Below are 14,455 nucleotides of genomic sequence, written 5' to 3'. Positions count from 1 at the left end.
TCCACTCAAGACACCGCAGCCGACGGCTCCACCGCCGGGTGTCCTGCTGTGCGCCACGAAGGGTTGACGCAATGACGCCGAACTCCGCCACCTCCGGCACCAGCCGGAGAAGCTTCCTCGCCTCCACGGCGGTGGCCGCGGCCGCCGTGGCCGGCGGGACGCCACTGCTCGCCGCCTGCGGCGGGTCCGACGGCGGCTCCAAGGAGGGGACCACCTCCGGCAAGGACGCGCAGAAGATCCTCCCCACCTTCGTGGCGCAGAACGTGGTGACGCCGGACATCCCGTCGAAGAACGGCTCCGCGGTCGGCTTCACCGGCGAACTCTCGCTCACCGGCCTGAAGACGTCGGTGCCCGGGAAGCTCGGCAAGGGCGGCACCGTCAGGATCATGTCGCCGTTCTGGGGCACGCCCCCGAAGGGCGGCAACGCCTACTACAAGGCGATGAACGCGAAGATCGGCGCCGACATCGTCTGGCAGAACCAGGACGGCAACACGTACGACGAGAAGCTGGGCGCCGTCCTCGCCTCCAGCGACATGCCGGACGTCGTGGTCATCCCCAGCTGGAACATGGGCGGCAAGATCCCCAGCGCCATCATCAGCAAGTTCGCCGACCTCGGCCCGTACCTCTCCGGCGACAAGGTCAAGGAGTACCCGAACCTCGCCGCCATTCCGAGCGACGCGTGGAAGTACTCCATCTTCGGCGGCAAGCTGCGCGGCCTGCCGCAGCCCGCGCCCACCGTCACCGGCATCGTGCCCTTCTACCGCAAGGACGTCTTCGACAAGGAGGGGTACGAAGTCCCCACCTCGGCCGCCGAGTTCCTCGCCCTCGCCAAGGACATCACCAACGCCCGGGCCAAGGTGTGGGCCTGCGACGACATGAAGTGGACGGCCTTCAACATCTTCGGCGTGCTGTCCGGCAGCGAGAAGCCGCTCGGCTGGAACCTCGTCGACGGCGAACTGGTCTACCGGGTCGAGACAAACGAGTACCTCGAAGCGCTCGAGTGGACGCGCAAGCTGTACGCCGCCGGTGTCGTCCACCCCGAGGCCAAGGCGGCGAACCAGGGCAACGCGGGCCAGCGCTTCACCGCGGGCGAGGTCCTGATGTACAACCAGAACATCTCGGACTGGTGGGGCAAGATGGCCGAACAGGCCACCCGCAAGAAGGACTTCCGCATCGCGGGCATGGACATATTCGGCCATGACGGAGGCGATCCCCGGCTGTGGTCCGGATCGCCGGCGGGCATCTTCGCCTTCGTCAACAAGAAGGCCTCGAAGTCCGTGATCCACGACGTGCTGGCCGCCGCGAACGTCTCCGCCGCCCCGTACGGCACCAAGGAGTACATGCTCACCAACTACGGGGTGGAGGGCACGCACTACACCGTCGAGGACGGTACGCCCGTCAAGAACGACAAGGGCAACCAGGAGGTCCTCAACGCGTACGTGATGCTGGCCAGTCCCGCCCCGACCATCGCGCACCCCGACTTCCCGGACATCGCGAAGGAACAGGTGCAGTGGCAGCAGCGGATGGGCGCCTTCACCAGGAAGTCCTCCTTCTACGGCCTCCAGATCACCGAACCGGCCCGCTACACCAACCTCTCCAACGACTTCGAGCAGCTGGAGGACGACATCGTCCGCGGCCGCAAGAAGATCGGCGCCATGCAGCAGGCGGTGTCGGACTGGAAGAGCCAGGGCGGCGACAAGCTGCGGGACTGGTACAAGAAGCTGCTGGACGACACCGGCTCCGCGCAGGGGTGACGAGGTGGCACACAGCACCGCACCGGGCACCACCGGCGCCGCCGCGTCGTCGGCGGCCGAACCCGCCGAGCCGTCCGTGGGCCGCGCGAAGGCCGCCGAGGCCAGCCGGGCCGCCGCGGAACCGGGAGCGGTCAAGGCGTCGAAGGGCGGCAGCTTCCGCACCCGCTTCAAGCGGGACCGCACCCTGATCCTGATGACCCTGCCGGCCGTCCTGCTGGTCCTGGTCTTCAACTACATACCGATCCTCGGCAACGTCGTCGCCTTCCAGGAGTACGACCCGTACGTCAGCGACAACGGCTTCGTCGCCATCTTCCACAGCCCCTGGGTGGGCTTCGAGCAGTTCACGCGGATCTTCGAGGACTCGGCGTTCTGGGACGCCGTGGAGAACACCCTCGTCCTGTTCGCGCTGCAACTCGTGCTCTTCTTCCCCGTCCCGATCCTGCTCGCGCTGCTCATCAACAGCGTGGTCAGGCCCCGGGTGCGGGCGGTGTCCCAGGCGATCCTCTACCTGCCGCACTTCTTCTCCTGGGTGCTCGTCATCACCGTGTTCCAGCAGATCTTCGGCGGCGCCGGCATCATCGCGCAGACCCTGCGGCAGCACGGGTACGAGGGCTTCGACCTGATGACCGACCCCGGGATCTTCAAGTTCCTGGTGACCGCGGAGGGCGTCTGGAAGGACGCCGGCTGGGGCATCATCGTCTTCCTCGCCGCGCTGGCCTCCGTGAGCCCGGACCTGTACGAGGCCTCGGCGATGGACGGGGCCGGGCGCTGGCGCCGGATGTGGCACGTCACGCTGCCCGCCCTGCGTCCGGTGATCGCCCTGCTGCTGGTGCTGCGGGTCGGTGACGCGCTCACCGTCGGCTTCGAGCAGATCCTGCTCCAGCGGGACGCGGTGGGCCCGGGCGCCTCAGAGGTCCTCGACACCTACGTCTGGTGGAACGGCGTCCGCAACCAGGACTTCAGTTACGCGGCCGCGGCCGGACTGATCAAGGGCGTGGTCAGTCTCGGGCTGGTCCTCGCCGCGAACAAGGTGGCCCATCTGATGGGCGAGCAGGGGGTGTACAAGAAATGAGCGCCGTGACCGGGCAACGGCCGAAGGCCCCCGGCCGCTGGGCCGCCCCGCCCCGGCCCGTCTGGGAGGAGCGGCCCCGCACGGCGGGTCTCGCGGGCAAGGGCGTCGTCCTGGCCGGCGCCTGCCTGGGCGTGCTGTTCCCGCTGTGGATCGTCGCCGTCACCAGTCTGTCCTCGAAGGAGACCATCACCGAGGCCGGCGGTCTGGTGGTGATCCCCAAGGGCATCACGTTCGTCGCGTACCAGGAACTGCTGAGCGGCGGGCAGGTCACCCGGGCCACCCTCGTCAGCCTCGGCGTCACCCTCGTCGGCACGCTGTTCTCGATGACGGTGTCCGTCCTCGCGGCGTACGGGCTCTCCCGCATCGGGTCGGTCGGGCACCGCTGGTTCCTGATGACGCTGCTCGCCACGATGTTCTTCGGCGCCGGCCTCATCCCCACGTACCTGCTGGTGCAGTCGCTCGGCCTCACGGACACGTATCTCGCGCTGATCCTGCCGAGCGCGGTCAGCGTCTTCAACATCCTGGTGCTGCGCGGCTTCTTCATGGGCATCTCGCAGGAACTCGTCGACAGCGCGCGGATCGACGGCGCGGGGGACTGGCGGATCCTGCGGCAGATCGTGGTGCCGCTCTCCCGCGCGGTCATCGCGGTGATCACGCTCTTCTACGCCGTCGGCTACTGGAGCGCCTGGTTCAACGCCTCGATCTACCTGAGCGACCAGGACATGATGCCGCTGCAGAACGTGATGATCCAGCTCGTCCAGAAGCAGGAGCCCCCGGTCGGCATGGGCCAGGCCATCAAGACGGGTGAGCTGTCCGCCCTCGCCGTGCAGATGGCGGTCATGGTGCTGGCCCTGCTCCCGGTCGCCGTGCTGTCGCCCTTCGTCCAGCGGCACTTCAAGAAGGGCATGCTCACCGGGGCCGTGAAGGGCTGACCCGGACCCGCCCCTCCCGCCGGCCGGCTCACCGGGCGCCGTGCGCCCGGGAGAGAGGGGCAGCATCCGTTGCCGAAGTGCACCACCGCGGGCGACCGGTCGCGCAGTCCCCCCGCGCCCCTCCCCGACGGGGCTCTCCCCACGCTCTTCCAGGAACGAGGTATGTCATGCGCACGCCGCGCCTGAGCCGACGAGCCGTGCTCGCCGGGACCGCCGCCACCGCGGCCCTCACCGCCGTCCCCGCCGTCGCCGCCCCGGCGCGAGCCGCCGGGGCGCGCCCGTACCGCTGGCGCAACGTCGTGATCGGCGGCACGGGCTTCGTCACCGGAGTCCTCTTCCACCCCTCGGTCCGCGGACTGGCCTACGCCCGTACGGACATCGGCGGCGCCTACCGCTGGGACGAGCGCGCCGCCCGCTGGACCCCCCTCACCGACCACCTCGGCTGGGACGACTGGAACCTCCTCGGCGTCGAGGCGATCGCCGTCGACGCGGCCCACCCGAACCGGCTGTACCTGGCACTCGGCACGTACGCCCAGTCGTGGGCGGGCCCCGGTGCCGTCCTGCGCTCCGACGACCGCGGCGCCACCTGGACCCGCGCCGACCTGGACGTGCGGCTCGGCGCCAACGAGGACGGCCGCGGCGCCGGTGAGCGGCTCCTCGTCGACCCGCGCGACAGTGACACCCTCTGGCTGGGAACCCGTCACGACGGCCTCCTCAAGTCGACCGACCGGGGGGCCAGTTGGGCCCCGGTGACCGCGTTCCCGCAGGCGGCGAGCGGCACCGGGCAGGGCGTCACCCTCCTGGTCGCGGCCGGCCGCACGCTCTACGCCGGCTGGGGCGACGGCGACGGCACCGCGGGCACGGCGAACCTGTACCGCACGTCCGACGGCACCCACTGGGAAGCCGTCCCCGGACAGCCCTCCGGCACCCCGGCCAAGGTCCCGGTCCGGGCCGCGTACGACGCGCACACCCGTGAGCTGTACGTGACCTATGCCGACGCGCCCGGCCCCAACGGCCAGTCCACGGGAAGCGTGCACAAGCTGCGGACGGCGCGCGGGACCTGGACCGACGTGACACCGGTACGGCCCGGCGGCACCACCTCCGAGGGCTCGGCCGACACCTTCGGCTACGGCGGTGTCGCCGTCGACGCCCGCCGCCCCGGGACCGCCGTCGTCTCCACCAACAACCGCTGGGCGGACGTCGACACCCTCTTCCGCACCACCGACGGCGGCCGCACCTGGACGTCTCTCAAGGACACCGCGGTCCTCGACGTGACCGAGACCCCGTACCTCAACTGGGGTGGCAGCACACCCAAGTTCGGCTGGTGGATCCAGACGGTCGCCGTCGATCCGTACGACTCCCGGCACATCGTGTACGGGACCGGCGCGACCCTCTACGGCACCCGCGACCTCAGACACTGGGCGCCGCAGATCCGCGGCCTGGAGGAGACGGCCGTACGCCAGCTGGTCTCACCCCCGGCCGGTGAGGCCCATCTGATCAGCGGGCTCGGCGACATCGGCGTGATGTACCACGAGCGGCTGACCGCCTCCCCGTCGCGGGGCATGGCCACCCACCCCGTGTCCGGCTCGGCGACCGGACTCGCCCAGGCCGCGGCCAGGCCGTCCTACGTCGTGCGCACCGGCTGGGGCGACCACGGCAACGGCGCGTACTCGGACGACGGCGGACGGACCTGGACGCCCTTCGCGGCCCAGCCCGCCATCGCCAAGGACGCGCCGGGCCCGATCGCCGCCGCCGCCGACGGCTCCGCCCTGCTGTGGTCCTTCGTCCACTGGGACGGCACGACGTACCCGGCCCACCGCTCCACGGACAACGGCGCGACCTGGACCGAGACCGCCACCTTCCCCAAGGGCGCCACCCCGGTCGCCGACCCCGCCGACCCGGCGCGCTTCTACGCGTACGACACCGCCACCGGAACGCTCCACGCCAGCACCGACGGCGGCGCGACCTTCACGCCGCGCGCGAGCGGACTGCCGTCGGGCGACAGCCAGTTCCGGATCGCCGCCGCCCCGGGCAGGACCGGGGACCTGTGGCTCTCGGCCAAGGGGAACGGCCTCTACCGGTCCACCGACGGGGGCGCGAACTTCGACAAGGTGAGCAGCTGCCGGTCCTCGTACACCCTCGGCTTCGGCCGGGCCGCCGACGGCGCGCGGTACCCGGCGCTCTACCAGGTCGGCTCGACGGGGACGGTCACCGCCGTCCTGCGGTCCGACGACGAGGCGAAAACCTGGGTGCGGATCAACGACGACGCCCACCAGTGGGGCTGGACCGGCGAGGTCATCACCGGCGACCCCCGCATCCGCGGCCGCGTGTACCTCGGCACCAACGGCCGGGGCATCCAGTACGGAGACCCGGTCTGATGCCCGCCCTCGCCGACGCCACCCGCGGCCGCATCCTCTTCGGCGGCGACTACAACCCCGAGCAGTGGCCCGAGGAGACCTGGCAGGACGACGTACGGCTCATGAAGGACGTCGGCGTCAACTCCGTCACCGTCGGCGTCTTCTCCTGGGCCCGGCTCGAACCAAGGCCCGGAGCACGCGAGTTCGGCTGGCTCGACCGGCTGATGGACCTGCTGCACGAGAACGGCATCACCGTCGTCCTCGCCACCCCCACCGCCGCCCCGCCCCCGTGGCTGGGCCGGCTGCACCCCGAGACGCTGCCCCGTGACGAGAACGGGCAGATCGTGTGGTGGGGCTCACGGCAGCAGTTCTCGCACTCCAGCCTCGTCTACCGCCACTACGCCGCCGCCATCACCGAGGACCTGGCCGCCCGCTACGGCGGCCACCCGGCCCTCACGATGTGGCACATCAACAACGAGTACTGCACGCACGACTACGGCGACGAGGCCGCCCGCGCGTTCCGCGACTGGCTGCGCCGCAGGTACGGGACGGTCGACGCGCTCAACACGGCCTGGGGCACCGCCTTCTGGAGCCAGCGCTACGACACCTGGGACGAGATCATCCCACCGCGCCGCGCCCAGTACATGAACAACCCCACCCAGGTGCTCGACTTCCGGCGCTTCACCTCCGACGCGCTGCTGGAGTGCTACCTCGCCGAACGGGACATCGTCGCCCGGCACACCCCGCACATCCCCGTGACCAGCAACTTCATGCCGTTCTGGCAGGGACAGGACGCCTGGGCCTGGGCCGAGCGGGAGGACGTCGTCTCGATCGACGTCTACCCGGACCCGCGCGACCCGTACGGCGGCCAGTACTCGGCGCTGATCCACGACATGACCCGCTCGCAGGCCCGCGGCGGCCCCTGGATGGTCATGGAGCAGGCCGCGGGGCCGGTCAACTGGCGCGGGGTGAACCACCCCAAGCCGCACGGCCTCAACCGCCTGTGGTCCCTCCAGGCCGTCGCCCGCGGCGCCGACGCCGTCTGCTACTTCCAGTGGCGCCAGTCCCGGCAGGGCTCCGAGAAGTTCCACTCCGGCATGGTCGGCCACGCCGGGGAGCGGGGCCGCACCTTCCAGGAGGTCAAGCGGATCGGGGCCGACCTCGCGCGGCTGAGCGAGCGGGTGGCGGACACCCGGGTCGACGGCGCCGACGTCGCCGTCCTGCTGGACTGGCACTCCTGGTGGGCAGGCCTCCAGGACGGCCGGCTCTCCTCCGAGGTCGACCACCCGGCGCTCGTCCGCGCCTGGCACCGCGCCCTGTGGGAGGCGCACACCACGGTGTCCTTCGCCCACCCCGAGCACGACCTGTCCGCGTACCGCCTCGTCGTCGTCCCGCAGCTGTACCTGATGACGGACACGGCGATCGACAACCTCGTCGCGTACGTACGGGGCGGCGGCACCCTCGTCTCCGGCTTCCTGACCGGCGTCGCGGACCAGGACGACCGGGTGCGCCCCGGCGGCATGGACGCCCGGCTGCGCGACCTCTTCGGCATCCGCACCCTGCACGAGTGGTGGCCGCTCGACGCCGGTGAGCACGTCGACGCCGAGGGCTTCCGCGGCACCCTCTGGTCCGAGGAGATCGAGGCGGCGGACGCCGACGCCGTCACGCCGTACAAGGGCGGCGAACTGGACGGGCTCCCGGCCGTGCTGCGCAAGGGCCGCGCCTGGTACCTCTCCACCCTTCCGGAGCCCGAGGCGCTGCGGACGCTGCTCGCCGGGATCGCCGCGGACGCCGGAGTCCGGCCGCCGCTCGACGCGCTCCCCGCCGGGGTCGAGGCCGTACGGCGCGGCGGGCTGCTGTTCCTCCTGCACCACGGGCGCGGCACGGTCACCGTGCCCGTGCCGGGCCGCCACCGCGAACTGCTCACCGGCGCCGACGTCACCGACACCGTGGAACTGGGCCGCTACGGCGTCGCCGTGCTGGAGGCGGACCATGAGTGAGCCCGTCCACGGCACCTGGGAGCCGACGCCCGCCGCCCGCTGGGAGGACGCCTTCCTGAGCGGGAACGGACGGCACGGTGCCATGGTGTTCGGCGATCCGGACAGCGACCGGGTCATCGTGAACCAGCACGGCCTGGTCCGGCCGAACGGCGGCGAGAACGCCCGGCCGCCCGCCCTCGCCGCCGCCCTGCCGGAACTCCAGGACCGGCTGCTGGCCGGGGACACCACCGCCGGGGACGACTTCACCGACGGCCGGCCGCTGCAATGGGTGCAGCCCTTCCACCCCGCCTTCCAGGTGCGGCTGCGCAGACCGGCCGCCCGGCGGCACTCCTACCGGCGCGAGGTCGACTTCACCACCGGTGTGGTCCGCGCCGAGTGCGACGGCTGGCGCAGCGACGTCTTCGTCTCCCGCGCCGACGACGTCGTCGTGCAGTACGTGACCGAGCCCGGCCTCACCGTCGACGTGACCCTCGACCACCGCCTCCCGGGGGCGCCGCGGGACGTGTCGGTCGGCCACGGCGCCGTCCTCACCCCGGAGGGCGCGCTCCTGACCCTGCGGGCCCGCTACCCGGGCGGCGACCGGGCCTACACGGGAGTGACGCTCGCCGTGGTCACCGGCGGCCGGACCCGGACCGGGCTGCCCGGGATACGGGTGGCCGGAGCGGGCGCGGTCCTCCTGCTCACGCGGGTACGGCGGCACACCGGCGAGCTGGACGTCCTGGCCGAGGCCGGCAGCCTGCGCGCGCTGCTGCCGGACGGTGACGAGGACCCCTACCGCCGCCTCCTGGACCGCCACACCGGTAGGCACCGCAGCGCCTATCTGCGCGCGGGCCTCGACCTCGACGCCGACCCCGACGAACGTGCCCTCCCCGGCTCCGAACTGGTGAGCCTGCCCAGGAGTCCCGCGCTCGTCGAGCGGCTCTTCGCGGCCGGCCGCTACCACCTGCTGTCCGCCTCGGGCATGCTGCCGCCGCGGCTGACCGGCCTGTGGACGGGGGAGTGGGACACGGCCTGGTCGGGAGCCTTCACGACCGACGCCAACGTGAACCTGCAGACCGCGTCGGCCGCCGCGGCCGCGCTCCCCGAGGTCACCGAGGCCCACGCGGCCCTGGTGTACGGCCAGTTGCCGCACTGGCGCGACAACGCCCGTTCGGTCTTCGGCACCCGCGGTGTCGTCGCCCCCGCCCACACCGACGGGGAATCGGGGCACCTCCACCACTTCAGCCGCGACTATCCGCTGCACGTCTGGACGGCGGGCGCCGACTGGCTGCTGAAACCCCTGGTGGACCACGACGAGGTGCGGGGAGCCCGGGACCCGCGCCTGGCCGCCGCCCTCGACGAAGTCGCCTGCTTCTACGAGGACTTCCTCACCCGAACCGACGCCGACGGCCACCTCGTCGTGGTGCCCTCGTACTCGCCGGAGAACCACCCGGCGGGCTCGGGCCCCGTCGCCGTCAACGCCGCGATGGACCTCTCGGCGGCCCGCCACGCCCTGCTCACGGCGGCCGACTACCACCCCGGACCCGGCGCCGAACGCCGTCGCGCGCTCGCCGCGCGGCTGCCGCCCCACCGGATCAACGACGAGGGAGCGCTGGCCGAATGGGCCCGGGACGGCCTCCGCGACAACTACGACCACCGGCACCTCAGCCACCTCTACGGCGTCTGGCCGCTGGACGAGATCAACCCGTACGACACCCCGGAGCTCGCCGCGGCGGCCCACCGCGCCCTCGCACTGCGCGGCGCCGAGAACGACTCCGCGCACGGCCATCTGCACCACGCCCTGGTGGCGGCCCGGCTGGGCGACGCCGAGCGGGTTGCGGGCGCCCTCGGCAACGTCCTGGCCGGCGACTACTTCCACGTCTCCCTGATGAGCGGCCACTACCCGCACCGCCACGTGTACAACGCGGACGCCGCCCACACCCTCCCCGCCGTGCTCATCGAGATGCTGGTCCACTCCACACCCGGGCGGCTCGTCCTGTTCCCCGCGCTCCCCACGGCGTACCCGACGGGCCGCCTGCACGGCATCCGCACCCGCTTCGGCGCCGAGATCGACCTCGACTGGGGCCCCGCCCGGCGCACGGCCGTCGTCCGCCCCGCCCGCACCGTCCGCGTCGATCTCAGGACTTCCTCCGGAGCGCGAACGCTCCAGCTGCGCGCCGGAGAAGACTGCGTCCTCACCCAGGGGCCGCAGTAGACCCACCGCACCACCGAATTCCCCCCCACCCATGGAAGGGACACCATGGCATCACGTACTCCCCGCCGGATCGTCAAGGCGCTGCTGGCCCCCGCGCTCGCCCTCGGCGCCACCGTCGGCCTCGCCTCGGCCCCGGCCCAGGCGGCCGTCTGGAGCTCCTGCGACCAGTGGGGCAACACCTCGCTGAACGGCTACACGCTCTACAACAACATCTGGGGCTCGGGCGCCGGCTCGCAGTGCTTCTGGGCCAACTCCGGCACCAACTGGGGCGTCAACGCCAACCACCCCAACACCGGCGGCATCAAGTCGTACCCCAACTCCAAGAAGGTGATCAACAAGCCGATCACCTCGCTCGGTTCGCTCAGCAGCAGCTACAACGTCTCGGTCCCGTCGTCCGGCGCGTACAACACCTCGTACGACATCTGGGACACCGACTACGACTACGAGATCATGCTCTGGGTGAACTACAACGGCGCGGTCGGCCCCCTCGGCACCTCGCAGGGCAACGTCACCCTCGGCGGCCACACCTGGACCGTCTACAAGGGCAGCAACGGCGCCAACGAGGTCTTCTCGTTCCTGCGGACCTCGGACTCCTCGTCCGGCACGGTGAACATCCTCCCGATCCTCAAGTGGATCAAGGACACCAAGCACTGGTTCGGCAACGAGACCATCGGTGACGTCCAGTTCGGCTACGAGATCACGTCCTCGTCCGGCGGCCTGAACTTCACCACCAACAACCTGACCGTCAGCAGCAGCTGACCCGGGCGCGCGGAGTGCGGCCGGTCCCTCCCCGGGCCGGCCGCACTCGTCCGTGTGCGGCTACGGCGCCACGGGCAGCCGCGCGCCGTCCCGCAGGAACAGCGGGATGCGGTCCAGCGGGGCGTCGACCGTCACGCGGGCGCCGCCCGCGTACTCCTCCCCGGTCCACGCGTCCGTCCAGCGCGCCCCCGCCGGAAGGTACGCCGTACGGACCGTCGCCCCGGCGGTCAGCACAGGCGCGACGAGCAGGTCGGGGCCGAACAGGTACGCGTCGTCCACCGACCAGGCCGCCTGGTCGTCGGGGAACTCCATGAAGAGCGGGCGCATCACCGGCAGCCCCTCCTCGTGGGCCTCCCACATGACGGTCAGGACGTACGGCTTCAGCCGCTCGCGCAGCCGCAGGTACTTCTCCAGGATCGCCCCCGCCTCCTCGCCGTACGACCAGACCTCGTTCGGGCCGCCGGTCATCCGCGGGCCGAGCGCCGTCCCCGGGTCGCGGAACCCGTGCAGCCGCATCAGCGGGGACAGCGCCCCGAACTGGAACCAGCGGACCATCACCTCGCGGTACGCCGGATCGTCCGGGTCGCCCCCGTGGAAGCCGCCGATGTCCGTGTTCCACCAGGGGATCCCGGACAGCGCCGTGTTCAGGCCGGCCGCGATCTGGCGGCGCAGGGTCGCGAAGTCGGTGCCGATGTCGCCGGACCACAGGGCGGCGCCGTAGCGCTGACTGCCTGCCCACGCCGAGCGGTTGAGGGTGACGATCTCGCTCTCGCCCGCCGCGGTCATACCCTCGTGGAAGGTGCGGGCGTTCTCCCGCGGGTACATGTTGCCGACCTCCAGGCCCGGGCCCGCGTGATAGCGCAGGTTCTCCTGGAAGCCGGGCTTCAGCTCCGGCTCGCAGGCGTCCAGCCAGAAGGACTTGATGCCGTACGGCGCGAAGTAGTTGTCCCGCACCTTCGACCAGACGAAGTCGCGCGCCTCGGGGTTCGTCGCGTCGTAGAAGGCGACCTGGACCGTGGAGGCGACCTCCTTGTCGGGCCAGTCGGCGTGCGCCATCGGGCCGTACTCCGTGCCGATGAAGTAGCCGCGCTGCTCCATCAGCTGGTGGTTCTCGGAGAGCGGCGACACCGAGGGCCAGACGCTCACCACCAGTTCGACCCCCAGCTCGGTCAGCTCCCGCCGCATCGCGGCCGGGTCGGGCCACTCCGCCGGGTCGAACTTCCACTCGCCCAGGTGCGTCCAGTGGAAGAAGTCGCACACGATGACGTCGAGGGGGAGTTCCCGGCGCTTGTACTCCCGTGCCACGGCGAGGAGTTCGTCCTGGGTGCGGTAGCGCAGCTTGCACTGCCAGAAGCCGGCCGCCCACTCGGGCAGCATCGGCGTCCGGCCGGTCACCGCGCTGTAGCGCCGCTGGGCCGTGGCCGGGTCGCCCGCCGTGATCCAGTAGTCGAGCTGGCGGGCCGAGTCGGCGACCCAGCGCGTGCCGTTGCCGGCCAGCTCGACGCGGCCGATCGCCGGGTTGTTCCACAGGAGGGTGTACCCGCGGCTGGAGGTGAGGACCGGGATGCTCACCTCGGCGTTGCGCTGCACCAGGTCGAGGACGGTCCCCTTCTGGTCCAGCAGCCCGTGCTGGTGCTGGCCGAGGCCGTACAGCTTCTCGCCGTCGTACGCGGCGAACCGCTGCTCCAGGCGGTGGTGGCCGTTGCCGGTCGGGGTGTAGAGCCGTGGGCCCGGCCACCAGAAGTGGGCGCGTTCCTCGGCGAGCAGCTCCGTGCCGTCGTCGGTGCGCAGGAAGCGGACGAGCCCCTCGGCGCCGACCTCGACGGTCAGGGCGCCGACCGTCACCCGGCCCTCGCCGCCCTCGATCGTGACGGTGCCGCCGGTGGCCGGCGGCTCGTCGAGCAGGGCGCCGGGCAGACCTTCGAGGACAGGTCCGCCGAGGCGTGCCCGGACCCGGACGGCGTCGGGCCCCCAGGGCTCGATGCGTACGGTCTCCTGGCGGCCGCTCCATTCCAGCGCGCCGTCCCGTTCGCGGAACGTGCCGACCGTGGGGGAGGACTGGGCGAGGCTGACCGCCCCCTGCTGGGGCTGGTTCTGGGCAGGCTGATTCACGTGGGGTGCTCCCGGAGTAAGGAGTGGCGACAGGACCCGGCGCGGCTGTGGCGCACCGGGACGGGCAGGGGTGTGGCGGCGAGCCCCTGGGCGTACGGAGGTCGGCCGGCGTGGGATCAGGAAGCGGCGGGGCCCGTGCTGGCCCGTACGGTCAGCTCCGGCGCGAGCAGGATGACCTCGTCCTTGCCGTGTCCGTCGAGCTTGGCGATCAGCTGTTCGACGGCCTGCCGGCCCATCTCCTGGGCGGGGATGGCGACCGAGGTCAGCCGCACCGACGCCTGGACGGCGACCTGGTCCGGGCAGATGGCGATCACCGACATGTCCTCGGGCACGGCACGGCCCTGCTGGCGCAGCAGCGCGAGCAGCGGTTCGACCGCGGACTCGTTCTGCACGACGAATCCCGTGGTGCCCGGGCGCTCGTCGAGGATCCGGGCGAGGGTCACGGCCATCGCGTCGTACCCGCCCTCGCAGGGGCGGTGCAGCACCCGCAGGCCGAGCTCCCGCGAACGGGACCGCAGGCCGTCGAGTGTGCGCTCGGCGAACCCCGTGTGGCGCTCGTAGACCGCGGGCGCCTCGCCGATGACAGCGATGTCACGGTGGCCGAGCAGCGCCAGATGCTCGGCGCACAGGGCGCCCGTCGCGCCGAAGTCGAGGTCGACGCAGGTCAGTCCCGTGGTGTCGGCGGGCAGTCCGATGAGCACGGAAGGCTGGTCCGTCTCGCGCAGCAACGGCAGCCGCTCGTCGTCGAGTTCGACGTCCATCAGGATCATCGCGTCGGCGAGTCCGCTGCCGGTGACCCGGCGCATGGCGTCGGGACCCTCCTCGCCGGTGAGCAGCAGCACGTCGTAGCCGTGGACGCGGGCGGTGGTCGCCACCGCGATGGCGATCTCCATCATTACGGGCACGTACATGTCCGTGCGCAGGGGGATCATCAGCGCGATGATGTTGGACCGGCTGCTCGCCAGGGCCCGGGCCCCCGCGTTCGGGTGGTAGCCGAGTTCCTGGATGCTCCGCTCCACCCGCAGCCGGGTGCCCGCGGAGATGGACCGCTTGCCGCTGAGGACATAGCTCACCGTGCTCGCCGAGACTCCGGCGTGCTGGGCGACCTCGGCGAGGGTGACCATCCAGCTCTCCAAGCATTGTGTGAAGCGCTTCGACAGCGCGGGCTGCGGACAACGGCGAGTGAGGGTGGCTCGACAGTAGCCCGACGGCGGATGGGTGTCCATAGGTTGTCGAAGCGCTTCGACACGTTTCTCGCGAGGCAGCGCCGGAGCA

9 protein-coding genes are annotated in these 14,455 nt (G+C 71.7%); 7 read left to right on the top strand and 2 right to left on the bottom strand.

The annotated features are described in order from the left end of the window. The first annotated feature begins 71 nt into the window (after nt 1-71). The 7 genes from ACFYP4_RS29895 (at nt 72) to ACFYP4_RS29865 (ending at nt 11,068) form a co-directional block, all read left to right on the top strand. Complete coding sequence (locus ACFYP4_RS29895) at nt 72-1,754, top strand: extracellular solute-binding protein (protein WP_358854816.1); 1,683 nt, start codon at nt 72-74, stop codon at nt 1,752-1,754. A 4-nt stretch (nt 1,755-1,758) separates the two neighbouring features. After that, nucleotides 1,759-2,826: an ABC transporter permease gene (locus tag ACFYP4_RS29890; RefSeq protein WP_388789617.1), complete on the top strand. Its 1,068-nt coding sequence runs from the start codon at nt 1,759-1,761 to the stop codon at nt 2,824-2,826. After that, nucleotides 2,823-3,758 carry a carbohydrate ABC transporter permease gene (locus tag ACFYP4_RS29885; protein WP_358854818.1) on the top strand — a complete coding sequence of 312 codons (936 nt, stop codon included), beginning with the start codon at nt 2,823-2,825 and terminating at the stop codon, nt 3,756-3,758. Before ACFYP4_RS29890 ends, ACFYP4_RS29885 begins: the two co-directional genes overlap by 4 nt. A gap of 167 nt (nt 3,759-3,925) precedes the next feature. Further along, the gene (locus tag ACFYP4_RS29880; protein ID WP_388789614.1) at nt 3,926-6,136 is read left to right on the top strand and encodes a WD40/YVTN/BNR-like repeat-containing protein; all 2,211 of its coding nucleotides are present in this window, start codon (nt 3,926-3,928) and stop codon (nt 6,134-6,136) included. Beyond that, nucleotides 6,136-8,115, top strand: a complete 1,980-nt coding sequence (locus ACFYP4_RS29875) for a beta-galactosidase (protein WP_388789611.1) — start codon at nt 6,136-6,138, stop codon at nt 8,113-8,115. Before ACFYP4_RS29880 ends, ACFYP4_RS29875 begins: the two co-directional genes overlap by 1 nt. After that, complete coding sequence (locus ACFYP4_RS29870; protein ID WP_388789608.1) at nt 8,108-10,309, top strand: glycoside hydrolase N-terminal domain-containing protein; 2,202 nt, start codon at nt 8,108-8,110, stop codon at nt 10,307-10,309. Before ACFYP4_RS29875 ends, ACFYP4_RS29870 begins: the two co-directional genes overlap by 8 nt. A gap of 45 nt (nt 10,310-10,354) precedes the next feature. After that, nucleotides 10,355-11,068, top strand: coding sequence for a hypothetical protein (locus tag ACFYP4_RS29865; protein ID WP_358854822.1), 714 nt, complete (start codon nt 10,355-10,357; stop codon nt 11,066-11,068). A gap of 60 nt (nt 11,069-11,128) precedes the next feature. On the opposite strand, the gene ACFYP4_RS29860 is transcribed toward ACFYP4_RS29865, so the two are convergent. Next, nucleotides 11,129-13,180, bottom strand: a complete 2,052-nt coding sequence (locus ACFYP4_RS29860) for a TIM-barrel domain-containing protein (RefSeq protein ID WP_388789605.1) — start codon at nt 13,178-13,180, stop codon at nt 11,129-11,131. Between the two features lie 116 nt (nt 13,181-13,296). Then, complete coding sequence (locus tag ACFYP4_RS29855) at nt 13,297-14,304, bottom strand: LacI family DNA-binding transcriptional regulator (RefSeq protein WP_388789729.1); 1,008 nt, start codon at nt 14,302-14,304, stop codon at nt 13,297-13,299. Nucleotides 14,305-14,455 lie beyond the last annotated feature (151 nt).

The sequence above is a fragment of the Streptomyces sp. NPDC005551 genome, assembly GCF_042871785.1.
GTDB lineage: Bacteria > Actinomycetota > Actinomycetes > Streptomycetales > Streptomycetaceae > Streptomyces.
This window is presented reverse-complemented; position numbering and strand designations above follow the sequence as displayed.